This window comes from Halomonas sp. DP8Y7-3 (assembly GCF_019801675.1).
Taxonomy (GTDB): Bacteria; Pseudomonadota; Gammaproteobacteria; order Pseudomonadales; family Halomonadaceae; genus Halomonas; species Halomonas litopenaei_A.
In genome coordinates this window covers 17,133-40,475 of the sequence record NZ_JAHVIO010000019.1, presented here as the reverse complement: position 1 = coordinate 40,475, position 23,343 = coordinate 17,133, and the positions used below count along the sequence as shown (strand labels likewise).

22 protein-coding genes and 3 tRNA genes are annotated in these 23,343 nt (G+C 61.5%); 14 read left to right on the top strand and 11 right to left on the bottom strand.

The window, feature by feature from the left end; genetic code table 11:
* Positions 1 to 78: 78 nt before the first annotated feature.
* Positions 79 to 660 carry a cupin domain-containing protein gene (locus tag KUV86_RS17825; RefSeq protein WP_206944764.1) on the bottom strand — a complete coding sequence of 194 codons (582 nt, stop codon included), beginning with the start codon at positions 658 to 660 and terminating at the stop codon, positions 79 to 81.
* Positions 661 to 837: 177 nt separating this feature from the next.
* Between KUV86_RS17825 and mobA the strand changes: the two genes are divergently transcribed.
* The 7 genes from mobA to KUV86_RS17790 all read left to right on the top strand — a co-directional run bounded on the left by mobA (position 838) and on the right by KUV86_RS17790 (position 6,126).
* On the top strand, positions 838 to 1,446 hold the full coding sequence (gene mobA, locus KUV86_RS17820) for a molybdenum cofactor guanylyltransferase MobA (protein ID WP_222485985.1): 609 nt from the start codon (positions 838 to 840) through the stop codon (positions 1,444 to 1,446).
* Positions 1,443 to 2,003 (top strand): molybdopterin-guanine dinucleotide biosynthesis protein B, encoded by a 561-nt coding sequence (mobB, locus tag KUV86_RS17815; protein ID WP_222485983.1) that lies wholly within the window; start codon positions 1,443 to 1,445, stop codon positions 2,001 to 2,003. Before mobA ends, mobB begins: the two co-directional genes overlap by 4 nt.
* A complete protein-coding gene (gene glp / locus KUV86_RS17810; RefSeq protein WP_224907537.1) occupies positions 2,003 to 3,256 on the top strand; it encodes a gephyrin-like molybdotransferase Glp in 1,254 nt (417 codons plus the stop codon). The genes mobB and glp overlap by 1 nt, the downstream gene beginning before the upstream one ends.
* A 9-nt stretch (positions 3,257 to 3,265) precedes the next feature.
* A complete protein-coding gene (moaC, locus tag KUV86_RS17805) occupies positions 3,266 to 4,078 on the top strand; it encodes a cyclic pyranopterin monophosphate synthase MoaC (RefSeq protein ID WP_222163327.1) in 813 nt (270 codons plus the stop codon).
* A 2-nt stretch (positions 4,079 to 4,080) separates the two neighbouring features.
* Positions 4,081 to 4,539, top strand: a complete 459-nt coding sequence (gene moaE, locus KUV86_RS17800; RefSeq protein ID WP_206944763.1) for a molybdopterin synthase catalytic subunit MoaE — start codon at positions 4,081 to 4,083, stop codon at positions 4,537 to 4,539.
* Between the two features lie 8 nt (positions 4,540 to 4,547).
* Positions 4,548 to 5,540, top strand: coding sequence for a GTP 3',8-cyclase MoaA (moaA, locus tag KUV86_RS17795; protein WP_222239245.1), 993 nt, complete (start codon positions 4,548 to 4,550; stop codon positions 5,538 to 5,540).
* A 301-nt stretch (positions 5,541 to 5,841) separates the two neighbouring features.
* A complete protein-coding gene (locus KUV86_RS17790; protein WP_206944564.1) occupies positions 5,842 to 6,126 on the top strand; it encodes a hypothetical protein in 285 nt (94 codons plus the stop codon).
* 141 nt (positions 6,127 to 6,267) lie between these two features.
* Here KUV86_RS17790 and KUV86_RS17785 read toward each other — a convergent pair whose 3' ends face one another.
* Positions 6,268 to 7,854 (bottom strand): ribonuclease J, encoded by a 1,587-nt coding sequence (locus KUV86_RS17785; RefSeq protein WP_222486310.1) that lies wholly within the window; start codon positions 7,852 to 7,854, stop codon positions 6,268 to 6,270.
* Positions 7,855 to 8,142: 288 nt separating this feature from the next.
* On the opposite strand from KUV86_RS17785, the gene purU reads away from it, so the two are divergent.
* Positions 8,143 to 8,997: a formyltetrahydrofolate deformylase gene (gene purU, locus KUV86_RS17780; RefSeq protein WP_206944563.1), complete on the top strand. Its 855-nt coding sequence runs from the start codon at positions 8,143 to 8,145 to the stop codon at positions 8,995 to 8,997.
* 63 nt (positions 8,998 to 9,060) lie between these two features.
* Positions 9,061 to 9,738 (top strand): energy-coupling factor ABC transporter permease, encoded by a 678-nt coding sequence (locus tag KUV86_RS17775; RefSeq protein ID WP_222485981.1) that lies wholly within the window; start codon positions 9,061 to 9,063, stop codon positions 9,736 to 9,738.
* Between the two features lie 122 nt (positions 9,739 to 9,860).
* Here KUV86_RS17775 and nadB read toward each other — a convergent pair whose 3' ends face one another.
* The 9 genes from nadB to KUV86_RS17730 form a co-directional block, all read right to left on the bottom strand.
* Entirely contained in the window at positions 9,861 to 11,429 is a 1,569-nt protein-coding gene (nadB, locus tag KUV86_RS17770; RefSeq protein WP_222485979.1) for an L-aspartate oxidase, read from the bottom strand.
* Complete coding sequence (locus KUV86_RS17765; protein ID WP_206944557.1) at positions 11,410 to 12,555, bottom strand: FUSC family protein; 1,146 nt, start codon at positions 12,553 to 12,555, stop codon at positions 11,410 to 11,412. Before KUV86_RS17765 ends, nadB begins: the two co-directional genes overlap by 20 nt.
* A 508-nt stretch (positions 12,556 to 13,063) precedes the next feature.
* On the bottom strand, positions 13,064 to 13,282 hold the full coding sequence (locus KUV86_RS17760; RefSeq protein ID WP_206944555.1) for a hypothetical protein: 219 nt from the start codon (positions 13,280 to 13,282) through the stop codon (positions 13,064 to 13,066).
* 281 nt (positions 13,283 to 13,563) lie between these two features.
* A tRNA-Leu gene (locus KUV86_RS17755) sits at positions 13,564 to 13,650 on the bottom strand.
* 106 nt (positions 13,651 to 13,756) lie between these two features.
* Positions 13,757 to 13,830, bottom strand: a tRNA-Cys gene (locus KUV86_RS17750).
* A gap of 25 nt (positions 13,831 to 13,855) precedes the next feature.
* Positions 13,856 to 13,930 (bottom strand) — tRNA-Gly (locus KUV86_RS17745).
* Between the two features lie 70 nt (positions 13,931 to 14,000).
* Positions 14,001 to 14,549, bottom strand: coding sequence for a CDP-diacylglycerol--glycerol-3-phosphate 3-phosphatidyltransferase (pgsA, locus tag KUV86_RS17740; protein WP_206944553.1), 549 nt, complete (start codon positions 14,547 to 14,549; stop codon positions 14,001 to 14,003).
* A gap of 94 nt (positions 14,550 to 14,643) precedes the next feature.
* Positions 14,644 to 16,458 carry an excinuclease ABC subunit UvrC gene (gene uvrC, locus KUV86_RS17735; protein WP_222486259.1) on the bottom strand — a complete coding sequence of 605 codons (1,815 nt, stop codon included), beginning with the start codon at positions 16,456 to 16,458 and terminating at the stop codon, positions 14,644 to 14,646.
* A gap of 312 nt (positions 16,459 to 16,770) precedes the next feature.
* Complete coding sequence (locus tag KUV86_RS17730) at positions 16,771 to 17,415, bottom strand: response regulator (RefSeq protein ID WP_045994188.1); 645 nt, start codon at positions 17,413 to 17,415, stop codon at positions 16,771 to 16,773.
* Between the two features lie 725 nt (positions 17,416 to 18,140).
* Here KUV86_RS17730 and KUV86_RS17725 point away from each other — a divergent pair.
* The 5 genes from KUV86_RS17725 to nanR all read left to right on the top strand — a co-directional run bounded on the left by KUV86_RS17725 (position 18,141) and on the right by nanR (position 23,287).
* Positions 18,141 to 19,139 carry a sialic acid TRAP transporter substrate-binding protein SiaP gene (locus KUV86_RS17725; RefSeq protein ID WP_222485977.1) on the top strand — a complete coding sequence of 333 codons (999 nt, stop codon included), beginning with the start codon at positions 18,141 to 18,143 and terminating at the stop codon, positions 19,137 to 19,139.
* Positions 19,140 to 19,187: 48 nt separating this feature from the next.
* On the top strand, positions 19,188 to 19,814 hold the full coding sequence (locus tag KUV86_RS17720; RefSeq protein WP_206944549.1) for a TRAP transporter small permease: 627 nt from the start codon (positions 19,188 to 19,190) through the stop codon (positions 19,812 to 19,814).
* Between the two features lie 14 nt (positions 19,815 to 19,828).
* Entirely contained in the window at positions 19,829 to 21,208 is a 1,380-nt protein-coding gene (locus KUV86_RS17715) for a TRAP transporter large permease (protein WP_224852079.1), read from the top strand.
* A 96-nt stretch (positions 21,209 to 21,304) separates the two neighbouring features.
* Entirely contained in the window at positions 21,305 to 22,381 is a 1,077-nt protein-coding gene (locus tag KUV86_RS17710; protein WP_222485975.1) for an Ldh family oxidoreductase, read from the top strand.
* A 174-nt stretch (positions 22,382 to 22,555) separates the two neighbouring features.
* Positions 22,556 to 23,287: a transcriptional regulator NanR gene (gene nanR / locus KUV86_RS17705; protein ID WP_206944544.1), complete on the top strand. Its 732-nt coding sequence runs from the start codon at positions 22,556 to 22,558 to the stop codon at positions 23,285 to 23,287.
* Positions 23,288 to 23,343 lie beyond the last annotated feature (56 nt).

Below are 23,343 nucleotides of genomic sequence, written 5' to 3'. Positions count from 1 at the left end.
ACTGCTTTGACGCTCACTCGGTGAGCGGTGAGATTGTCCCTGCGGTCCTGATCGGACAAGGGCTGAACAGCCAAGCTCTCAGTGATGGATCTGTTCGCCACCATCTGAAAAGGTGGGCGGGGTATTGGCGCTGACGATCACGCATTCTTCCTGCCCCAGATTGCGAAACCGGTGGGGCAGGCGGGAGTCAAAGTAGTAGGCATCTCCTGGGCCAAGCAGCCCCGTCTCTCCGTTGACGGTGATCTCGATCTCCCCGGCGATGACGACACCGCCTTCTTCGCCATCATGCTCCAGCATTTCCTCGCCGGTATCGGCACCAGGTGGATAGCGCTCGTGCAATACCGACATGCGCCGGTCGGGGCGTCTGGCGGCGACAAGTCGCCATGAAAGGTGGCGATCACCGATCTCGGTCAACTCCGCAGCGCGATAGAAGGGGCTCGGATGATTGGGCTCGTCGGCGGCGAAGAAGGCGCTGATGGAGACCGGTAAGGCGTCAAGTATCTTCTTAAGGGAGCTGACCGAAGGGCTGACATTATTCAGCTCGATAAGCGAGATAGTACTGTTGGTGACGCCCGCTCTTTTCGCTAGTTCGCGCTGAGATAACTGTTTTTCCTGACGTAGTTGGCGCAACCTAGCGCCGACATCGAAACCGTCGTCCATCCTGGTGTCCGCCATTCGTGAGTCGCTGTCGTGCAAAATGATGGACACATGATACCTGCTATGGCCTGGGTGGGTCACCCTCGCGCTCTCGGACTACCTCTATGCGTGCATGGCGACTACCTACGGCCTGAGGCATCATGTAGTGATGCATGACGAACATAGCAATAGGAGCTTCTTGTGGTGAAACCTCAGGCAAGCGAGGTATGTGGTGTTGTCCTGGCGGGTGGTCAGGGACGTCGCATGGGAGGCATCGACAAGGGCCTGGTGTCCTTTGCGGGTCAGCCCCTGGCCGCCCATGCGGTCGCCTGTCTGCGACCCCACGTGGGTTCTGTACTGATCAATGCCAATCGTCATCATGAGGACTATGCGGCGCTTGCCGATGGTGTCTTCAAGGACGCTGCCGAGGGCTTTCAGGGGCCGCTGATGGGCATCTACAGTGCGCTTGAGGCTGCGGACAGCCCCTGGGTCATGGTCGTGCCCTGCGACAGTCCGCTACTGCCCCATGACCTGGTCCCACGCATGTTGGCGGGCTGGCGTGAGGGAATGGACATCCTGGTGGCCCATGACGGAGAGCGCCTGCACCCGGTGGTAGCGCTGCTGGCAGGTCATCTGCGTGAAGATCTGGCACAGGCGTTGGCGCAGGGAGAGCGCAAGATCGATCGCTGGTACGCGCGACATGCCTGGGCCACGGTCGATCTGAGCGACTGTGCGGACGCTTTTGCCAACCTCAACACTGAAGAAGAGCGTCAGCGTCTTGAGCCCACTTGTCCAGGGGAGGGCTCATGAGGTCCCGGCTGCAATGGCAACCGCAACAGCCGGTATTGGGCATCGCCGCCTGGAGCGGGACCGGCAAGACCACCTTGCTGGAGCGCATCGTACCGATGCTGAAGGCGAAAGGGCTGCGGGTATCGGTCATCAAGCATGCGCATCACCGTTTCGATGTCGATCAGCCTGGCAAGGACAGTCACCGCTTGCGAATGGCCGGGGCGGAGCCGGTGCTGATCGCCTCCCGGGCAAGGGTGGCGATGATGCTGGAGACTCCCGAAGCTGAGGAAGCGGACCTGCAGACGCTGCTGGCCATGGTGGCGCCACTGAAGGCGGACCTGACGCTGGTGGAGGGGTTCAAGGACTGGCCAATGCCCAAGCTGGAACTGCACCGTGCCGCGTTAGGCAAGCCGCTGCTGGCGACCGAGGATCCCTGGGTGCAGGCGGTAGCCTGTGATACTCCCCTGAGCACCGCGGTCGAGACGCTGGATCTGAATGCCCACGACCAGCTGGTCGAGTGGATGTTGCGGTGGGCTGCTGATTGGAGCGGCTGGCTGGCGACGCAGGAGGGACGCTGATGATGTCCTCTTTGTCTTGCTTTGACCTGGGTGAGCACATGCTGAGCGTCGATGAGGCACGTCAGGCGCTGCTTACCCTGGTGGATGGCCAGCTGGCGACGGAGTCCGTGGCGCTGGCCCAGGCTCATGGGCGCGTGCTGGCCAAGCCGGTGACGGCGCCCTTCAATGTTCCAGGCCACACCAATTCGGCGATGGATGGCATCGCTCTGAGCTGGCCCGAGGAAGGCGTCGCAGGCTCCCTGCGGCGCGTCGGTTCCGCCCTGGCCGGCCGGCCTTTTGCCGGGCGGGTGGGCAGTGGCGAGTGCGTCAGTATCACCACCGGAGCGCCGCTGCCGGCTGGCACCGACACGGTGATCATGGTCGAGCAACTTCAGCAGCACGGGGATGTGGTCGACATCCTCCAGGCTGACCGCGTCAAGCGAGGGCAGAACGTCCGCCAGGCGGGCGAGGATCTACGTCGGGGTGAGGTGGCGCTGGAATCCGGCAGGCGGCTGGAGGCAGCGGCGTTGGGGTTGCTGGCGTCGTTGGGCTGCGCGTTCGTTGAGGTGCGACGCCAGCCCCGTGTGGCGGTGTTTTCCACCGGGGACGAGGTGACCGCCCCTGGACAGCCTCGCGCTGATGCCGCGATTTATGATGCCAACCGCTTCACCTTGATGGGCATGTTGCAGGAGCATGGCGCCGAGGTGCTGGATCTGGGCATCGTACCTGATGACCCGCAGGCGCTGGAGGGTGCCCTGGCACAAGCGGGGCAGCTGGCTGATCTTGTGGTGTCCAGCGGGGGCGTGTCGGTGGGGCAGGCCGACCATACTCGAGCTGCCCTGGAGCGGCTGGGGCGACTGACCCTGTGGCGAATCGCCATGCGTCCTGGCAGGCCGATGGCATGCGGCGTGATGGGGGACGGCGCGACGCCATTTATGGGCCTGCCCGGCAATCCGGTGGCCTGCATGGTGACCTGTCTGGTCTTCGTTATTCCCCTTGTACGCAAGCTGCAGGGACGTGAGCTGCGCTCGCCTGCGTGGCAGGCGGTGGCCGACAGCGACTTCCGCAGTCGTGAAGGTCGCACCGATTACAGTCGTGGCGTGCTCAAACGGAGCGATGACGGGACCTTGCGGGTGGTCAATACAGGTAGCCAGGGTTCCGGTATCCTGTCCTCCATGGTGGCTGCCGAGTGTCTGGTGGAAATTCCTGCCGACAAGGCAGCGGTTGCCATCAATGATATGGTGACCGTATTCCCTCTCTTTCGTTTCCCCTGAGGCTTGAACATGACGCTTTCCCATCTCAATGCCCGCGGCGAAGCCAATATGGTGGACGTCGGTGACAAGGCATCTACCCGACGTGAAGCAACGGCTACAGGGGCTATCAGTATGGCGCCTGAGACCTTGGCCTTGCTCAGCGATGGGCAGCTGCCCAAGGGAGATGTGCTGGCCACCGCCAGAATTGCCGGTATCCAGGCGGCCAAGCGCACCCACGAGTTGATTCCGCTGTGTCATCAACTGGCCCTGTCCAAGGTCAGTATCGACTTCGATATCGATCGCGAGGCGAGCATGGTCAGGGTGTCCGCAACGTGTCGGCTGAGTGGCAAGACAGGCGTCGAGATGGAAGCGCTCACCGCGGTGTCCGTGGCTTGTCTGACGCTGTATGACATGTGCAAGGCGGTCGATAAGGAGATGGAGATTGGCCAGATCCATGTGGATGCCAAGCAGGGTGGCAAATCCGGAGATTATCGTCGCCGAGAGATAGCGCAGGAAACCGTCGCTCCCATCGTGACGAGTCCGGAGAACAGTCCTGCATTGACCTTGGGGCTTGCCTCTGCAGAGCAGCAAAGCGTCAGGGTGAAATGCCTGGCCGAGTTGCGAGAACGCCTGGGTATCGGGGAAACCTCGGTCCCCTTGGACCGTTTACCCAGTGCCGATGTGGCAGGCCTCAAGAAGGCCTTGAAGACGCTGGACCAGCGTTTTTCCGGTTTGGAAGAAGGTCGGGTGCTGTGTGCGGTGAATCAGGTGATGGCCAGCGACAGCACACGCCTGACGTGCGATGACGAGGTGGCCTTTTTCCCGCCGGTCACTGGAGGTTGATGATGATTCGGGTGCAGCAAGAGCGCTTTGACGCAGGTGACGTACAGCAGGCGATGCTGCAAGGTCGCTCCGATGTGGGGGCTGTCGTCAGCTTCACCGGGTTGGTCAGAGATTTCAATGAACGCCCCGACGTCACAGCGTTGACGTTGGAGCATTATCCCGGCATGACCGAGGCCTCGCTGGCCGAGATCGAGGATGAGGCGCGCCGGCGCTGGACGCTCGAGGACGTGTCTATCATCCATCGGGTAGGGCGGCTTGCGCCAGGTGATCCCATCGTTCTGGTGGTGGTAGCCAGTGCTCATCGCCGCGCCGCCTACGAGGCCTGCGAATTCCTGATGGACCAGTTGAAGACGCGGGCACCCTTCTGGAAGAAGGAGCACACGGCCAGCGGCGATTATTGGGTATCCGAGCGCTGTCAGGACCATGCGGACGCTCGTCGATGGGAAGGTGGTGTGCAATGACGGACAGCATGAGCGACGGCTTGGTCGACAGCTTCGGCCGGCGCGTGAATTACGTCAGGCTATCGGTGACGGACCGCTGTGACTTCCGCTGTGTTTACTGCATGAGCGAGGAAATGACGTTCCTCCCGCGGGCACAGGTGCTGACTCTGGAAGAAATCGCCCAGGTGGCGCGAGCCTTCACCGAGCTTGGCGTCGAAAAGATACGTCTGACCGGTGGAGAACCCCTGGTGCGGCGTAATATCGGTGAACTAGTGGCGCGTATCGGTGCCTTGTCAGGGCTCAGGGATTTCGCAATGACCACCAATGGTGCCGGACTTCGGCGTCATGCTGTCGAGCTTCGTCAGGCGGGTCTGAAACGCCTGAATGTCAGCCTGGATTCGCTGGATCCTCAGCGCTTCCGCCGCCTGACCCGTACCGGTGACCTGAGTCGAGTGCTCGATGGTATCGAGGCTGCGCGAGAGGCGGGGTTCGAGCGGATCAAGCTCAATGCGGTCGTGCTGAAGGGGCGCAATGAGGATGAGGTGCTGGATCTGGTGACCTTTGCCAGGAACCAGCAGCTGGATATCAGCTTCATCGAGGAAATGCCCCTCGGCGACGTCTCGGATCACTCACGCGCAGAGACATACTGTTCAAGCGATGAGGTCAGGGCGCTGATTGAGCAGCGCCATCCGCTGTTGTCCACGGCGGAAGCCACGGCGGGTCCTTCACGCTATTTCCGGATGGAGGACAGTGATACCCGCATCGGCTTTATTTCTCCCCATAGCCACAACTTCTGCGCAAGTTGCAATCGGGTTCGCGTCACCGTCGAGGGACGCCTGTTGCTGTGTCTAGGCAACGAGCACTCGGTTGACCTGAGGGCGGTGTTGAGACGTTATCCCGGCGACATCGAGCGGCTCAAGCGAGCTATCGTCGAGGCCATGCCCATGAAGCCGGAAAGGCATCATTTCACGACTGACGGGGATGTCCAGGTCGTGCGCTTCATGAACATGACAGGTGGCTAATGGCTTGGGGCTTTACCTGCCATTTGCCGAATAAGTTTTCGCGGGCGCCATGGGCGCCCGCGTTGCGTTGTGCTGCTTCTTCACTCACGGTAACCCGCTTTTGAAGGCTCCGCCATGTAAGGGAATGGCCAGGTATGCTGGGGAATGGAAGGCGATGTATGATGGGTATTGGCACGTCGGTTTTTGATAATTGACCAGGAAATATTTGCTGCATTTCTTGCCAAGAGCCAGAGGTTGCATATACTTTTCTTCAAGTGAATCACGGCGCGCGCCGTTTTATGCCAAGGCTATGGAGTGAGCTATGTCCAGCGAAACATTGGAACGCATTGCACGAAACAAGAATGTGGCACGCGCAGCGGCCCGACAGCTCAGCATGGAGCAACTGCAAAAGCTGGCGGAAGTGGTCGAGGAAGTGATCGATCAAAAGCGTGATGAAGAGCGCCAGCGCCAGCAAGAAGAGATGCAGAAAGCGCAGAAACTGGCGGAAATCCGCGAGCAGATCACTGAGGCGGGATTGTCGCTGGACGACCTGGTGTCCGAGCAGCCCAAGCGCAAGCGTGGCCGTCCGCCCAAGAATGCCAAGTAAGCTACACCACCCAAGGCAGGTATTTCACCGCTAGCGTTGCTGGCCCTGCCTTGAGGTGTGGCACCGAGGGTGTCGTGTTAGCGATGATGCCCCTCCGTGCAAGCGGCCCCGGATACTTCCGGGGCCGCTTTCGTTTGGGGCCTAGAGATCCCCTGCAATGCCTTCCATATCGGTAGCCATCAGCTGTAATTCCAACTTCGGTCGACGCTGGAGATGGTCATGAAGCCACGCGAGAATGCGTGGATAAAGGCCATGACGCAGGGCGGATAGGGTGTCGGCTGTCAGCTCATCGAGCTGATCGTCAAGCCAGTCGCTGAAGCTATCTTCGTCGACGCCCAGTGAATGGCTGGTGTCCAGCATCAGGCGCCCAATTCTTGCCCAGCCTCGTTCAGTTGCCACCAGGCTGATGGCCAGATACAGCTCTTCCTGGCGCTGACGCGCGGAAGAGCGCGAGGTGCGCCGATCGATGCCGCCTCGCTCGATGATGCATTGGGATACCGCAAAGCGCTGCTCTACCGTCAAACCGTCCTGATCGAGACGGATCAGGTCACCATTTTGGGGTGCCAGCGGGGCATCAATGCCGAGCCGTTCCGCCAATGCCTGGTGGGCGGCCTGATGGGGAGCCTCGCCGTGCACCGGTAGCAGTCTGGCCGGCTGTATCCACTGATAGAGGCGCTCAAGTTCTTCCTGGGCGGGATGACCAGAGGCATGTAGCTGTGGGTGGCTGGCGTCGTCGAGGAGATGAACATCGAAGCGGGCAAGGCCTCGTTTCAGGCGTTCGATCAGGTGCTCGTTGCCGGGGATGGCCTTGGCCGAAAATATCACGCTGTCGCCCGCTGTCAGCTCGAAATGCGGATGTCGTCCCTGGGCCAGTCGCGACAAGGCGGCGCGGGGTTCTCCCTGGCTTCCTGTGGCGATCACCAGTACCTCTTCAGGGGGCAGATACCCGAGGTCGCTGACCGGGACCAGCGTCGGGAAATCGTCAAAATACCCGAGCTGGCGCGCATGCCCGACCATCCTCTCCATCGAGCGTCCCAGCAGGCTGACACGCCTGCCGCAGCGACGTGCTGCGCGGCCTATTGCGAGCACACGAGCGAGGTTGCTGGCGAAGCAGGAAACAACGACCCGCCCACTGCAGCCGGCAATGGTGTCCGCCATGGCCTTGGCGACGTCTCCCTCGCTGCGTGAATGCCCCGGCACGTTCGCGTTGGTGGAGTCGGCGACGACCAGGTCGAGGGGAGCCAGGGCGCGAAAGGCGTCTTCATCAACAGGTTCGCCGAGCACCGGCTGCGGGTCGAGCTTCCAGTCACCGGTGTGCAGCAGGCGCGTATTGCCCGCTTGAATGAACACCGCGCAGCTTTCTGGAATCGAGTGTGTCAGGGCGAGGAAGCGACAGGAAAAACCTGCGATGTCCCTGGCCTCTCCCGGGGTGATGACCTCGATGGCATCGCTGGACAGGCCGCGTTCGGCGAACTTGATCCTCAGCATGGCCGCCGCCAGGGGCGTGGCAATGATCGGGCAGCCCCAGCGGGGCCACAGCCAGGCAACGGCACCAATATGGTCCTCGTGGCCATGGGTGATGAGCAGCGCGCTGGGCTGAATGCCGAGGGTCTCCAGGACGGTGGTGTCCGGGACTTGAATGGGATCGCCCGGCAGGTCCTGGCGAATCATCATGCCGCAATCGACCGCCACCCAGCGTCCCTGGTGGCCATAGAGGCTCAGGTTCATCCCGATTTCGCCGCAACCGCCCAGGGGCAGGAAATGCAGGGGGGAGCGGCGGCGTGGACGAATCTGAATTCGAGGGATCGACATCGGGCTCGGCATAGTGAAGACAGGTAACGCCACTATAAGGGATGGAGGTCGGCTCACTCAACGCAGGACGCCCCTGGCAGCGCAGCAGGAGTCGTTCGCTACCTCACTTTTCGCTACAATGGCCGGTTTTCGTGGCGCGCTATCGAGCGCGTCGAGAGGTGGTGCCAAGGGCACGCCAAGGGTTGGCTTCAAGAGACAAGTGTTATGTCGCATTTCTATCGTCTGGTGGTGTCCTGTCCTGATCGACTGGGGATCGTCGCCCGTGTCTCCAACTTTATTGCTGGGCATGGTGGTTCCATTACCGAGGCCAATCAGCATTCCGACCTGGCGTCGGGACGCTTCTTCATGCGCTACGAGATTCTGGCGGATTCGATTGGCATGTCTAGGGAGGCGCTGTGTGACGCCTTTGCCCCGGTAGCCAGGGAGTTTGAAATGGATTGGGCGCTGCGTGACACTCGTCAGAAGCGCCGAGTGGTGCTCATGGTGTCCAAGGAATCCCACTGCCTGGTCGATCTGCTGTATCGCTGGACGGCGGGGGAGCTGGATTGCGACATTGCGGCGGTGATCAGCAATCACGACGATATGCGCAGCATGGTGGAGTGGCATGGCATTCCCTACCACCATGTGCCGGTCGTCGCTGGTGACAAGCAGGCGGCATTCGCTGAGGTGGAGCGTCTGGTAGAGGCGTCGGCTGCGGACAGCATCGTGCTGGCGCGCTACATGCAGATTCTTCCGCCGGACCTGTGCCAGCGCTACAGCGGTCGCGTGATCAATATCCACCATAGCTTCCTGCCATCGTTTGCCGGCGCCAAGCCTTACCATCAGGCCTACCAGCGAGGGGTGAAGCTGATTGGTGCGACCTGCCACTATGTGACAGAGGAGCTGGATGCCGGGCCGATCATCGAGCAGGACATCCACCGTGTCAGTCATTGCCACACGCCTACCGACCTGGTTCGCTTCGGCCGAGATGTGGAAAAGACGGTGCTGGCGAGGGGGCTACGCTGGCATCTGGAAGATCGGGTACTGATCCACGATAACAAGACCGTCGTCTTCGCCTGAGCGCTACGTCAGGCCTGAGCCCCTGCTGCGACGTGTCGAGCTCGCCGAGAGGAGGGGGCGGTCATGTCGTTCGCCGAGGTAGTGGTGGCGGGCTGGATGCTGTGGCTGGGTGGGGCGCTGTCAGCAGGGTGTTTGCTGCTGGTAGTGCGCCAGCGGCCCTGGCAGGCGCTGGTGGCCAGTGCCGGGCTGCAGCACCGATGGCTGGCCGCCACCGTGATGATGGCCTTGCTGTGGCAGTTGCGTGCCCAGGCGGTGGACTGGCTGAGCTTGCACTTGCTCTTCACCACCCTGCTGACGCTGGTTTTTCGGGCACCGCTGGCGCTGTTGAGCTGTCTGCTGGTCAACCTGTCGCTGTGCGTGACCGGCAGGGTGGCCTGGCCGCTTATCGGCCTCAATCTTGTCGTGACAGGGGTGGTGCCCATGCTGGTGACCATCGCCATATGGCGTTTGGTCGACAGGCGCCTCCCTGCCCACCCCATGGTGTTTCTGTTTGTCGGCGGTTTTGGCTGTGCCGCGCTTTCTTCGCTGGCCTCGGGGCTCGCGGCCATGGGCGTTGCGTGGTTTGCCGCGGTGAATGCCGAGGTGCTGTTTCAGGTCCGTGAATACCTACGCTTTCTGCCGCTGCTGATGCCGTCGGAAGCCTTTATTAGCGGCATGCTGCTCAGCATTCTGATGTTCTATCACCCGCACTGGGTGGCGACGTTCAACGATCGACGCTATCTCGATGATGACCGGAAGTGAGCCCCCCGGATGTCGAGGGGCTTTGGTTTGCTGTGCTGGCGGCTGGGCCAACCGTCAATGCGGGCGCCTATCTGCGGCAACGGTCAGCGGCGGCAACGGCCATGGGCGGTTGGCGTTCCGTGTCAGTGTCTCGCGTAGCGTGAAGGCTGGGGCGCGGGGTCTGCGTGGCGCGGGCATTGGGGATTGTAGTGCAGGCCTCTTGATTCGCGGCGTGCCAGGGCGCTGGCGACGGTCAGTCGTGCCAGTGTCAGGGCGTGACGGAGGGCCAGCAGGGCGGGTGTCGGGCAGGCGTCGTCGGCCAGCTCCGCATAGCGGGAGGCCAGGGTCTCGATACGGGCGGCCGCCTCCTTGAGGCCCTCGTCGAAGCGCACGATGGCCACCCTGGCGCTCATCACTCGGCGCAGTTCCTGGTGTAGTTCAACGATGTCGGACGGCTTAGCCTGGCGGGTGCCAGCGATGATCGAGCTCGGCGGATGCTGACGTGGTGGCTCCCTTAGCGTGGCGAGATGACGAGCCGCCGAGCGGGCGTACACGAGGCACTCCAGTAGCGAATTGCTGGCCATGCGATTGGCACCATGCAAACCGGTGCAGGTCACCTCTCCAATCGCATACAGCCCTGTCACGCTGGTCGCGCCGTGTTGATCAACGCTGATCCCGCCACAGCTATAGTGGGCGGCAGGGACGACGGGGATCGGCTGCTGGGTGATATCCAGGCCACGCCCCAGGCAGTGGGCATGGATCGTCGGGAAGTGGTGCCGAATGGTCGCCGCCCCCAGATGGCGGATATCCAGCATCACACAGGGGCTGTTGGTGCGTTGCATTTCGGCGTCAATGGCCCTTGCCACCACATCGCGTGGGGCCAGCTCGGCCCGTGGGTCGATGTCTGGCATGAAGCGTTTGCCATCCGCATTCAGCAGCAGGCCGCCTTCTCCGCGTACCGCCTCGCTGATCAGGAAAGGAGGACCCTCCGGGTCATACAGGCAGGTGGGATGGAACTGCTGGAATTCCAGGTTGCTCAGCTGCGCACCGGCATCGTAGGCCATGGCCATGCCCTCGCCACTGGCGGGAGAGGGGCTGGTGGTGTGCAGATAGAGTCCGCTGGCGCCTCCGGTCGCCAGTACCGTGTCCTGGGCAATGAGTTCCCGGACCTGATGCTGGGGATCGAGGCAGCGGGCTCCGCAGCACTGACCCTGATCGTTGCTGATCAGCTCATAGGCGACCAGGTCGTCACGCAAGGTAATGGACGGATGCTGGAGGGCGCGCTCCCTCAGGGTATCAATGACCGCGCGACCGGTGGCATCTTCTGCGTGAATGATCCGTCTGGCATTGTGCCCGCCTTCCCGAGTGAGGTGATAGGGATACCCCAGGCTAGGATCTGGTTCGGGGGTGAAGGGCACCCCGAGTTGAAGCAGCCAGTCGATGGCGTCAGGACCTTGTTCCACGGTGAAGCGCACGGCTTGCTCGTCGCATAGTCCGTCACCGGCGACCAGAGTGTCCTGTACGTGAGCCTCGACATTATCCTGGGGGGATAATACCGCCGCGATCCCGCCCTGCGCCCAGCGGCTGGCCCCTCTATCGTCGTTGCCGGGCCGCAGCAGCGTCACCCTGCGGTGATCGGCCAGCTCCAGGGCCATGGCAAGACCGGCGACGCCGCCACCGATGATCAGGACGTCATGACTGGCGTGGGTCATGGGATCTTCCTTCCTTGCTGTCGAGAGAGGGTGCCTGGTGCAGGCCGTGACGCGGGGCTCGTCGTCGCAGTCGCTTGCTGGGGAGGCGTTCGAGTTTGCCAAGCTGCTCAGCGATGGACCCGGAGAGGCGGGCCAGCTCGCGGTTCAGCCACAGGTAGCCGCTGGGACCAAACAGCATTCTGCCATCATCACTGCGCGCGGTGGAGGCCTCTGCGGCAAAGGCTTCCAGCGAAAAAGGCGTGATGTTGGCCTTGATGGGCCGACCCGTGCGTATCTCGAACGCCAGGGTGCCGATATCCCTGGCGAGCACATGCTGTTGGGCCCGCAGCCCCTCCATGGTATCGATCTGCTCGTGTCCCTGGCGGGTGCTCCAGTGAGTCTCCAGCAGCAGCTCCAGCGTCGACAGCATGCGTCGTTGGTAGGAAATAAGACCGTCGACGTCCGTGCGAGACAGCCTGCCCTCACGGTGCACCGCGTCTGTCAGTCCGCGCTGCTTGATCAGTAGCTGGCTGGCCGCCTTGAACAGCTCTCGGGTGTCGATTCCCGGTGCCGCGGTGGATGACGTGTGGGCGTGATACAGCCGGGCCATCTGATCAAGGCAGTCGGCCAGCAGAAAGCGCTGCAGGTCCGTGGCCTTGTGGGGCAGAAAGACCAGCGTGGCGGCGATGCCCACCAGGGTGCCGACCAGCACGTCGAGGCCTCGCCACAGGGCGACATCCAGCTGCTGGGTACCATCGCCGATAACGAGCAGCAGGCTGATGGCAAACATCAGGCCGCCGTAGGCCTGGCGGGCACCGAATACCCACCAGGTGGCGACAGCGATACCGGCCAGAGAGCCCAGCTGCACCGCCCAGGGTGGGATGGGCAGGCTGATCAGCAACAGGCCCAGGGCGGCACCAATCAGCGTACCTGCCAGGCGCTGACGGCCCTTGTCGATGACGCCGCCAACATGGGGCAGATTGCCCATGACCATAACGGTGCTGACCAGGGCCCAGCCGCTATGTTGCAGCGGCAACAGCTCGACAATGGTGAAGGTCACCATCAGGGCCAGCGTGACGCGCAGTACATGGAACAGGCGCCGATGTCGGTGGTTGATAAAGGGGTCGCGCAGGCGTCCGAGTAACATGGGTCAGCTCCTGGCCTGCGTGGGTGAAAGCGGCAATGTGCGCAAGGCTGGTTCCGCGCAGTGGGGTGCGGTCACGGCAGGAAGCGTCATTGGTGTCTGGAGGAGGGCGGGCGGAAGCAAGCGGTTGCTCAAGGTTCGGCGGCCGTTATGAAGTGGCGTAAAGAGGCGCAGATGCTAACACGTCACGGCGACGTCGTCCTGGCCTCAGGGGCTATTCAGTACCGGATCCAGGTGTATGTCGAGGCCTGGCTAAAGGGCAGGGCCCAGGTGAAGGGCCCACGCTGAAGGTGAGGCGCTGGGTGCAGCCAGCTCGCGTCCTGAGATGTGAGCGTGGTGAGTAAGACGAGGGTTGATGACATGTGGCGGATACAGATCGGGCGGATACAAGTGGCGCGGATAAGGCTAGGGCCACTACCCCGTAGTGGCCCTGATCTTTAACTAAGTAGCGTGATGGATGTCCGTGCAGTCCTCAAGAGCTATCCTTAGGAGCAATCCTCAAGAGCTACTCTTAAGAGCTATGGTCTTCCTCGGCCATCATATGGATAAGTTCCTTGAGGTCCTCCACTTGCTGCTCAAGGGCTGCGACACGATCCTCCTCACTTGCTTGCGCGGTACGCTCCTCGATCTCAGCCATCTTTTCGTTGAGCATCTCGGAGTCCATGGCGAATGCGGCACCCGCCATCATGAGAGATGATAGCGCCATGGCGCTCAGTAGCTTCAGCTTCATACGGCCTCTCCAATAAAAGTCACTGCTTGGCTGCCTCATGGTATGAGGCGCTGCGTACTTCTCGGACGACTGCGACTTGCACTGCTACCTGCACTTCTGAAGTGTAGTCTAGGCCACTTATTGAGCAAGGTCGCATAAAGCGTGATGTAGCGTTTCATTCTGACGCTTAACACATGCTGCGGGCGGGGCATTAGCCGGATTCGCGCGATCAAATTGCGACCAGAGAGGAGGGCGTCGAGAGCTGAGTAGCGTCAGGAGGTAGCGTAAGGCATTGAAACTATTGGTGCCCGGAGCCGGGCTCGAACCGGCACGGTGTTGCCACCGAGGGATTTTAAGTCCCTTGCGTCTACCAATTTCGCCATCCGGGCAACAAGATCGCCAGCCATGTGGCAATAGAGGAGGGGTGCCGTTGTACCTGATGCGGCAGGGCAACCATCAGACTTTCCAGAGTATGGGGGGTCTGAAAAGAAAAGATGGAGGCTGGAGTCGGAATCGAACCGGCGTACACGGAGTTGCAGTCCGCTGCATAACCACTCTGCCATCCAGCCTCAAGAGTCAACCATCGTATGTTGATGGAGCGGGAAACGAGATTCGAACTCGCGACCCCAACCTTGGCAAGGTTGTGCTCTACCACTGAGCTATTCCCGCCTGACTCGAGGACGTATTATACGGATAAGTCGGTGACTGTCAAACGCTTTTCCTCGAGTCGATGTTTTTATCAGAGCGAGCGAGCCAGATGGGGCCAAGCGGCCCGCAGGTACTGGATCATCGACCACAGGGTCAGAATGGCGGCAGCGTAGAGGGTTGCGACGCCCGCCTCTGCGATCAGGTGTCCAGGCGGGAAGGCCAGCAGCAACAGCAGCGCCACCATCTGCAGCGTGGTCTTGACCTTGCCGATCCATGAAACGGCAACTGAGCCTCGCTTGCCCATCTCCGCCATCCATTCACGCAGGGCCGAGATGACGATCTCTCGCCCGATGATCACCAGGGCGGGAAGTGTCAGCCAGGCTGCGTCATAGCGCTCGATCAGCAGGGCCAGCGCCACCGCCACCATCAGCTTGTCGGCCACGGGGTCGAGGAAGGCGCCGAAGGGCGTGGATTGATCCCACTTGCGTGCCAGATAACCGTCCAGCCAGTCGGTCACCGAGGCCAGTCCGAAGAGCGCCGCAGCGACCAGCATGCTGGATTCGAAAGGGAGGTAGAAAAGTACCACCAGCAGAGGAATGAAGACGATGCGTGCCAGGGTCAGAATGTTGGGAATGTTCATGGATACCGCTGTCCTTGCTGGAGGGTGCTGTAATAGGGGTCGGGGATGCGCGGTGCCCCGTCAGGGTGGTCCATTCTATCCGCGATACCTCAACTCATCCATGCAGAGCGCGGTGAATTGTGTCGGCCATGGTCGCGCTGATGCCAGGGACGCGAGCCAGCTCATCCTTGGTGGCCTGCTTGATGCCTTGCAGTCCACCGAAGAAGCGCAGGAGCTCGCGGCGGCGTTTGGGCCCGACGCCGGGGATATCCTGCAGGGTTGAGGTGCGCCTGGCCTTGTCGCGTTTTGCCCGGTGACCGGCGATGGCGAAGCGATGAGATTCATCGCGTATATGCTGGATCAGATGAAGACCGGGCGAGGTGGGGGGCAGCGCTAAGCTGCGATCGACAGTATCGACGTACAGCGTTTCAAGCCCGGCCTTGCGGGTAGTGCCCTTGGCGACGCCGAGTAGCTGGACCTGGGTAACGCCGAGGTCAGCGAGCACGTCCCGTGCCATGTTGAGCTGACCCTTGCCGCCGTCCACTACCAGAATATCGGGGAGCACCCCTTCGCCTTCCGCCAGGCGCTTGAAGCGCCGGGTCAACGCCTGCTGCATCGCCGCATAGTCATCCCCTGGCGCGATGTTCTTGATGTTGAATCGGCGATAGTCGCTCTTGCGCGGTCCGTCCTGGTCGAAGACAACGCAGGAGGCCACCGTCGCTTCGCCGTGGCTGTGGCTGATGTCAAAGCACTCAAGCCGCTGGGGGGTGTGTTCAAGGTCGAGTGCCTGGCGCAAGTCTTCAAAGCGCTTGGCCAGCTGGGTCTGATTCGCCAGCTGTCCCGCCAGCTGCTGCTCGGCGTTGGTCCTGGCCAGCTCCCGCCACTGGGCGCGATGACCACGCACCTTGTCGGTCAGGCGAATGCGTCGCCCAGCATTTTCGCTGAGCGCGCTGGCGATCAGCTCCGCATCCGGTACCGGGTGACTGGTCAGCACGTCAGAAGGGATTTCCCTGGCCTGTCCGAGATAGTACTGGCTGACGAAGTCGCCCAGCAGCTGCGCTTCCCCCAGGTCCAGGTTGTTGGTGGGACTGTAGTGGCGCGCGCCCAGCAGGCGTCCCTGTCGAATAGACAGCACCGAGATGCACAGCGCGCCGGGCTGTGAGGCCAGCGCAAAGGCATCAGCGTCGCCGCTGCCAGTATCCACGACCTGGCGCTGCTGCAGGCGGCGAAGGTCTTGAAGCTGGTCTCTCAGGCGCGCGGCCTCCTCGAAATTCAGTGCCTCACTGGCGGCTTCCATTTCCTCGGTCAGCTCCTTGCTGACCGCCTCGCTGCGTCCCTCCAGGCACTGAATGGCATGCTCGATATCGCGGCGATAGTCCTCTTCGCTGATGTAGTCGACACAGGGAGCACTGCAGCGCTGGATCTGGTACTGCAGACAGGGACGAGTGCGGTGGGCGAAGACACTGTCCTCGCAATTGCGGATGCGAAACACCTTCTGCATCAAGGACAAGGTGTCTCGTACCGCGTTGCTGCTCGGATAGGGGCCGAAATACCGCCCGTCCTGGTGCCGTGTACGGGCGCGCTTGTACTCCAGCGCGGGATAGGGGTGTCGATCGCTGACAAACACAAAAGGATACGACTTGTCGTCACGCAGCAGGATGTTGTACGGCGGGCGCAGCTGCTTGATCAGGGTCTGCTCGAGCAGCAGAGCTTCCGTCTCGCTGTTGGTGACCGTGACCTGTATATCGTGGATGCGGCTCACCAGCGCCTGTGTCTTGGCATTCAAGGCGCCGCGGAAATAGCTGGCGAGACGAGGCTTGAGACGACGAGCCTTGCCAATGTACAGGGTGTTGGACTGGTCATCGTACATCCGGTAGATACCGGGCGATTCACTGACCGTCTCAAGAAAGCGTCGAGCGTCGAAGGTCATAGGCGAGCGTGGCGTGTTCCGTTGGCGTAGCATCGTCGAGCCATGCTACCAGAGCAATGAGCACGCTGCGTCAATTGCTGCGCACCAGGTTGTCGGTGCAGGAGGGCAAGAATCCAGGCAAACGTCTTGAGGAAGCGGAGGGCGCTATCAGCAAGAAGGACGGCCTAGGGAACGTGGGGACGACATGCTGCATTGGTTGGGGCTGGGGCTGAAACAGAAAAGAAAAAGAGAAGGGACGTTCGACAGACCGTCACAGGGTACGCGCGCCGACATCTGATGGCAGATGAGAGGGGTCGGCGCGCCGCCATGGCGTCAGTCTTCCTTGAAGCCCTCGACCAGCCCGTGTCGCAGGCCCAGGTGAGTCAACGCCACATCGGAGTTGACCCCGAGCTTTTCGAAAATGCGATAGCGGTAGGTGTTGACCGTCTTGGGGCTTAAGAACATGCGATCCGCAATGTCGGCAACACGCTGGGCGTTGACAATCATCATGGCCACTTGTAGCTCGCGCTGGGACAGCTGATCAAAGGGGTTTTCTTCGTGATCGATGCGTGACAGCACCAGCCGCTGGGCGATCTCCGGGCTGACAAAGCGCTGGCCGGCAAATACCGCGCGGATAGCCTTCACCATTTCGTCATGCTGGGAGCCCTTGCTGATAAACCCATGGGCACCGGCTTCCAGCAGGCGCTGGGCAAAGGCCTCTTCGATAAAGGCGGTCAGCACCAGAATGCGGATATCCGAGGTCAGGCGCCGGATCTTGCGCGTCGCCTCCAAGCCCCCGATGCCTGGCATGCGTATGTCCATGACCACCACATCCGGGTTGAGGCGCCGGGTCTGCGCAATGGCTTCTTCACCATCGGCAGCCTCGCCCACCACATTGATGTCTTTTTCTGCGTTCAGCAGATGAACGATACTGGTGCGAACCAGGTGATGATCGTCAGCGACGAGAACTCTGATCAATGCCGATACTCCTGGAAAAGGTGATGTCTGGGACCATGGGGTTGACCGAGTAGAGCCAATGCTCCGTCAGAGTCCTTCTCATGATGCTTTGCGGTAGGTTGTCACAGTTTGTTCCTAAGGGGAATTGGGTTGCCAGGGGGTAGCGACGTTTCCGGCATAGCAATATTGATAGTGTGCCCGTTCTTTGTTAAGCGGTTAATGCTTTGCGTTTTACTTATATGCGGGCGCTTGGTCACAAGTGATACAGAGCTCGCAACATATTGGTCGAACTGGCTTACCTCTATCAACTTTGCCGCTGTAGTGTATCAGTCGTGATGACGATAAGGGTGAAAATAGGCATGCTCGATGCCCCGTTAAAGGTGAGAGTGCACACTTTATTGGTGATTGAGGGGGATCTTCGGCGACGTACTATTCTCCGAACTGACTCAGATGGTTGACCGAGATCAATCGTGGGTGAGGTTGTCGTGGGAATCATCGGGGTGAGGCACCTGTGAGACGCCTGCCTTGCTGCGCATGTCGGGTATCGGTAGCACGGTAGCGATGGCACTCTAGCGGTGCCTGGTCGACCAAAGTTGATCCCTGACACGCTTGCACAGGATGTGATGCACATCTAGATTCAGCCTGACTGGTATGACACGTATACAGTCGTCCTGTCAGGGCGGCAGCTTGACTCGCGGTTTACCGGTCCCTCATCCATCCGTCCAAGAGCACGGGAGAATAACAAGATGCGCTCCAACCAACGCCAGTCGTCACACCGTCTCGCACGTCGATCCCTCCTGGCGGTCGCCGTCGGCCTGAGTATGTCCGCTGCGGCTCAGGCAGAGACCCTGACCTTTGCCCACGTCTACGAAACGTCCGAGCCCTATCACGAGTGGGCGGTGTGGGCAGGAGAAGAAATCGAGAAGCGAACCGATGGTCGCTATTCCGTTGAAGTGCACCCTGCATCTTCTCTGGGTAAGGAAGCGGACATCAATGAGGGGCTAAGTCTTGGTACCGTCGATCTGATCTTTACCGGCAATCAATTCGCTGGCCGTTCCTACGGTCCGATTGGCATTGCCGGGGCTCCCTACATGTTCCGCGACGTCGACCACTGGCAGGCCTATGTGGACAGTGACCTCTTCGCCGAGATCGCCCAGGGCTATGAAGAGGCCACGGGCAACGTCCCGCTGGCCATGAACTACTATGGCAAGCGCCACACTACCTCTAATGTGGCCATCAATACTCCGGCGGACATGGAGGATCTCAAGATTCGGGTGCCCAACGCACCGATGTACATGATGTTCCCCGAGGCGGTCGGTGCCAACCCGACCCCGATTGCCTTCGCCGAAGTCTATCTGGCCCTGCAGCAGGGCGTGGTGGATGCGCAGGAAAACCCGCTGCCCACGATCAAGGCCAAGGCATTCTATGAAGTGCAGGACTACATCAACCTGACCGGCCACATTACCGACTCGCTGATCACTATCGCTGGCGGCCCGCTGTGGAATCGGCTGTCCGAGGAGGATCGGGCGATCTTCCGCGATGTCTACCAGCAAGCCGGCGAGAAGATCACCGCAGATATCCTGCAACAGGAGCAGGACTTGATCGCCTGGTTCGAAGAGCAGGGCGTCACGGTCAACGAGGTCGATACCGAACCTTTCCGTGAGGCGGTATTGCCTGCCCATAACGGTGACGTGGCGACCTGGGATCAGGAAACCTACGACCGTCTCCAGGCCATCGGCCAGTAATTGACGGCCGGGGAGGGCGCCGGTCGCCCTCCCCGAAGGAGACTATCGATGACACATTCTGATGAAGGTGCTGACATCCATCATGCACCTGATGGGGCGGCGCGCCCGTCACCCGATGCCGGCCCATCTTCGGGGCAAGGCCCGAGCCAGCAAACAACCGTCGCATTTGACGTTCCCGAGGACGACGACGCCATTCGCAAGGGTGACGTTGGCCTCGAGGACTACCTGACCTTGGTGGTGTTCTGGTTACTGGCGCTGGATGTCTTTGTGCAGTTCTTCAGCCGCTATGTCCTCGGCAACTCGCTGGCCTGGACGGAAGAGATCGCTCGCTACCTGCTGGTCGCCGTCGGGTTTCTTGGCAGCGCCATGGCGGCGCGCAAGGGCTCGCATATCGCAGTGGAGTTCTTCTATCGCTATCTGTCGGAGCCGGTCGCCCGCACCATGTGGACCCTGGTCGACCTGGTGCGGATTGCCTTTCTCGGCATGCTGGCCTGGATTACCTGGCAGCTGGCGGGACGCACCAATTCGATGATGGTGTCGATAGACCTGCCCAAGAGCCTGCTTTACTACGTGGTCTTCGTCGGCGTGGTGCTGATGCTGGTGCGCTCCATTCAGCTGGCGATTCGCCACTGGAAGACGGGCGAGAGCGAACTGATGTGCCGTGAAGACGACTGACAAGGAATAACAACATGACTGAAGCTATGATCAGCGCTCGACGCGGCTCCGTCATCCCGCCCATCGTGGCGGCGATGGCGGTTGTTGGGTGCGTTGGGCTGGCGCTGTTTGACTACCATCTGTCGTTCTTGTTTGCGTCGCTGTTCACCCTGCTGGTCTGTGGCGTGCCTATCGCGATCAGTCTGGCTGGCTCGTGCCTCATGTACGTCCTGCTCACCGGGCGGGTGCCCGATGTGGTCGTGGTGCACCGGATGATCAATGGTATCGACAGCTTTCCGTTGCTGGCGATTCCCTTCTTTATCCTGGCCGGCAACCTGATGAACAACGGCGGCATCACCACACGCATCTTCGATTTCGCCAAGGCCTTGATGGGCTGGATGCGCGGTGGCCTGGGGCACGTCAACGTGGGCGCAAGCATCGTGTTCTCTGGCATGTCCGGCGCCGCCGTGGCAGATGCCGGGGGGCTGGGTACCATCGAGATCAAGGCCATGCGTGACGCGGGATACGACCAGGAGTTCGCGGTCGGTATCACCGCTGCGTCATCCACCATCGGCCCGATTATTCCGCCCAGCCTGCCGATGGTCATCTATGGTGTGATGGCGTCGGTATCCGTGGGCCAGCTGTTCGCGGCAGGGTTGGTGCCGGGCCTGCTGATGGGGCTGACCTTGATGCTGATGATTACCTGGTTGTCCCGTCGTCGTGGCTATCAGCGTGACGCGCGCTTTTCGGTGTCGGTGCTGGGCCAGACCTTTTCCAGGGCGCTGCTGTCGCTGCTGACTCCGGTCATCATCGTGGGCGGCATTGTCACCGGGGCGTTCACGCCCACGGAGGCGGCCATCGCCGCGGTGGTGTATGCCTTGATTCTTGGCGGACTGGTCTACCGGACCCTGACCTGGCGACGGCTGCTGAAGGTCAGCTTCGAGACCATCGAGACCACGGCGGTGATCCTGTTCATCGTCGCCGGCGCCTCGATCTTTGCCTGGATACTGACCAGCAACCAGGTCACCCAGCACGTGATGGGGCTGCTCGGCCCGTTCCAGGACAATCCGATCGCGGTCTTGCTGATCATCAACCTGGTGCTGATTGTTGTGGGATGTTTCATGGAAACCATCGCCGCCATCACCATCCTGGTGCCGGTACTGCTGCCGGTGGCGGTGGCCTCGGGCGTCGATCCGGTGCACTTCGGCGTCATCATGGTGCTTAACCTGATGATCGGGCTGCTGACGCCGCCGGTGGGGATGGTGCTGTACGTGCTGTCCCGGGTATCGAATATCTCCTTCGAGAAATGCATGCGGGGGACCCTGCCGTTCCTGGTGCCGCTGGTCGTGGCTTTGGCGCTTGTCACCTTCATTCCGGCGATCTCTCTATGGTTGCCGACGCTGGTCTATCGCTGAGTTACGCCGTCGCGTCGGGGTGTGGCGGGTGAGTGAAGGGCTCCCCGCCATCCCGGACGGATTTCACCACACGCAAGGACACGCAAGGATCTCGACATGAGTCACAGCCAATACTTGGCCTGCAGGGTGGGCCACGAGGACCTGAGTCGCTTTATCCAGCAGGCGCTGGCGGCGGCGGGGGCCGATACCGCGTCGCAGCAGGCGGTGAGCCGAGCCCTCGTCACGGCGTCACTGATGGGCACCGACAGTCACGGTCTGCGGCTGCTGCCACACTACCTGCAGGCGTTGCAGGGAGGGCGCATCAATGGCAGTCCGGAGATGCGCTTTGAACAGCGCCTCGCCGCCACAGGAGTGCTGGACGCAGACAATGGCCTGGGCCACCTGGCCGGTTACCGGGCGATAGAGCACGCTGCTGCCATGGCAAGGCAGGCCGGAATGGGTGCGGTAGCCGTCGGTCATTCTTCTCACTTCGGTGCGGCGGGATGCTATGCCCTGGCTGCGGCGGAACAGGGGCTGATCGGCATGGCGTTCTGCAATTCCGATCCGTTTGTTCTGCTGCATGGTAGTCAGGCCCCCTTCCACGGCACCAACCCCATCGCCTTTGCCGCACCGGTGGAGAACGACGACCCCTATCTGTTGGACATGGCCACCAGCGCGGTGCCCTGGAACAGGGTGCAGCAGTATGCCGCCATCGATCGGCCGCTGCCGCCCGACATTGCCGCGGATGGCGACGGCACCACTACCACTGATGCCAAGCGGGTGGAAGCGCTGCTGCCATTAGGTGGAGGCAGCTTCGGCTTCAAGGGGGCGGGGCTGGCGGGCATGGTCGAGGTGCTTAGCTCGACGCTGTCCAATATGGTCCATGGCTTCCATCTATTGCCCATGGGCGGTCCCGACATGCACACACCGAGAGGTGTCGGCCACTTCTTTCTGGTGATGCATCCAGACGCCTTTGCAGGCCAAGGCGAGTTTGCGCAGCGTATGGGTGACTACCTCAGGGATTTGCGCGGTATGGCGTCAAGCGCAGAAGCGAAGGTATTGGCGCCAGGAGACCGAGAGTGGCAGACCCGTCGCGAGCGACGTGCCGAGGGGATTCCATTGGATCATGCCCAGCGGGATGCCTATCGCCGTATCGCCGAGCAACACCGCGTTGAGCCCCTCACCGAGGGCTGAAGAGCAAGTCACTCGTCGCGCCCAACGATGTCAATGGGCCGCAGACAAGCGGCGAAGCACAAGGGAATCGCGGCCCTGGCTGACGCGGGAAGTCCCACAGGGCCACCCTGTTGCAGTACCATGTGCGCCATGCCCCGCATGTCTCGGGGGCGTGATTGAGGGAGAGACGCGTCGATGAGCAGATTTCGGGTGGAGCGCAAGACGCTGTCCGAGCAGGTGGCCGAACAACTTGAGGCCGAGATTCTGGAAGGCAGGTTGGGGGAGAATGATCAGCTGCCCTCGGAGCGTGAGTTGATGGAGCAGTTCGGTGTTGGCCGCCCTGCGGTGAGGGAGGCCTTGTTCTACCTGCAGCAGCTTGGGCTGATCGCCATTAATAGTGGCACCCGAGCCAGGGTGATTCGACCTACCGCCGAGGCGGTGATGGCGCGCCTGTCGGGGGTCACTCGACAGCTATTGGCCAAGCCCGAGGGGCAGCAGTACTTCCAGGAGGCGCGGGCCTTGTTCGAAGTGGCGCTGGCTCGCCAGGCGGCTCAGCATGCCACCGATGAAGAGGTTCAGGCCCTGAGGGATGCGCTGGAGACGCAGCGCTCCGTCATTGGTGACGAGGCCGCGGTCAAACGCGCCGACAACGACTTTCATGGGGTGCTGGCGCGGATCGGTCACAACCCCATCTACGATGCCATCCATCAGGCCCTGTCTGAATGGCTGGACGATCGTCGGGCCCAGGCGCTGCAACAACCCGGAGAGGATCTGGCGGCACTGGAGGCGCATACGGAGATTGTGGAGGCGATTGCTGCCCGTGACCCCGAAGCTGCCGAGTCAGCGATGCGACGTCATCTAGACCGCCATTACGGAACCTACATGCAGATGAAGCAACGGCTGGGTTCTCGACAGGACGCAGACTGACTCGCATTGGTGGTCGGTATGGTGAGCGCTGGTCGCCAGACGTGCAGGCCCAGGGG

Excerpts from the sequence above, each read along its gene's own strand:
- KUV86_RS17825 (WP_206944764.1), bottom strand. The coding sequence starts at position 660 with ATGGACGACGGTTTCGATGTCGGCGCTAGGTTGCGCCAACTACGTCAG.
- mobB (WP_222485983.1), top strand. The coding sequence starts at position 1,443 with ATGAGGTCCCGGCTGCAATGGCAACCGCAACAGCCGGTATTGGGCATC.
- glp (WP_224907537.1), top strand. The coding sequence starts at position 2,003 with ATGATGTCCTCTTTGTCTTGCTTTGACCTGGGTGAGCACATGCTGAGC.
- moaC (WP_222163327.1), top strand. The coding sequence starts at position 3,266 with ATGACGCTTTCCCATCTCAATGCCCGCGGCGAAGCCAATATGGTGGAC.
- moaE (WP_206944763.1), top strand. The coding sequence starts at position 4,081 with ATGATTCGGGTGCAGCAAGAGCGCTTTGACGCAGGTGACGTACAGCAG.
- moaA (WP_222239245.1), top strand. The coding sequence starts at position 4,548 with ATGAGCGACGGCTTGGTCGACAGCTTCGGCCGGCGCGTGAATTACGTC.
- KUV86_RS17790 (WP_206944564.1), top strand. The coding sequence starts at position 5,842 with ATGTCCAGCGAAACATTGGAACGCATTGCACGAAACAAGAATGTGGCA.
- KUV86_RS17785 (WP_222486310.1), bottom strand. The coding sequence starts at position 7,854 with ATGAACCTGAGCCTCTATGGCCACCAGGGACGCTGGGTGGCGGTCGAT.
- purU (WP_206944563.1), top strand. The coding sequence starts at position 8,143 with ATGTCGCATTTCTATCGTCTGGTGGTGTCCTGTCCTGATCGACTGGGG.
- KUV86_RS17775 (WP_222485981.1), top strand. The coding sequence starts at position 9,061 with ATGTCGTTCGCCGAGGTAGTGGTGGCGGGCTGGATGCTGTGGCTGGGT.
- nadB (WP_222485979.1), bottom strand. The coding sequence starts at position 11,429 with ATGACCCACGCCAGTCATGACGTCCTGATCATCGGTGGCGGCGTCGCC.
- KUV86_RS17765 (WP_206944557.1), bottom strand. The coding sequence starts at position 12,555 with ATGTTACTCGGACGCCTGCGCGACCCCTTTATCAACCACCGACATCGG.
- KUV86_RS17760 (WP_206944555.1), bottom strand. The coding sequence starts at position 13,282 with ATGAAGCTGAAGCTACTGAGCGCCATGGCGCTATCATCTCTCATGATG.
- pgsA (WP_206944553.1), bottom strand. The coding sequence starts at position 14,549 with ATGAACATTCCCAACATTCTGACCCTGGCACGCATCGTCTTCATTCCT.
- uvrC (WP_222486259.1), bottom strand. The coding sequence starts at position 16,458 with ATGACCTTCGACGCTCGACGCTTTCTTGAGACGGTCAGTGAATCGCCC.
- KUV86_RS17725 (WP_222485977.1), top strand. The coding sequence starts at position 18,141 with ATGCGCTCCAACCAACGCCAGTCGTCACACCGTCTCGCACGTCGATCC.
- KUV86_RS17720 (WP_206944549.1), top strand. The coding sequence starts at position 19,188 with ATGACACATTCTGATGAAGGTGCTGACATCCATCATGCACCTGATGGG.
- KUV86_RS17715 (WP_224852079.1), top strand. The coding sequence starts at position 19,829 with ATGACTGAAGCTATGATCAGCGCTCGACGCGGCTCCGTCATCCCGCCC.
- KUV86_RS17710 (WP_222485975.1), top strand. The coding sequence starts at position 21,305 with ATGAGTCACAGCCAATACTTGGCCTGCAGGGTGGGCCACGAGGACCTG.
- nanR (WP_206944544.1), top strand. The coding sequence starts at position 22,556 with ATGAGCAGATTTCGGGTGGAGCGCAAGACGCTGTCCGAGCAGGTGGCC.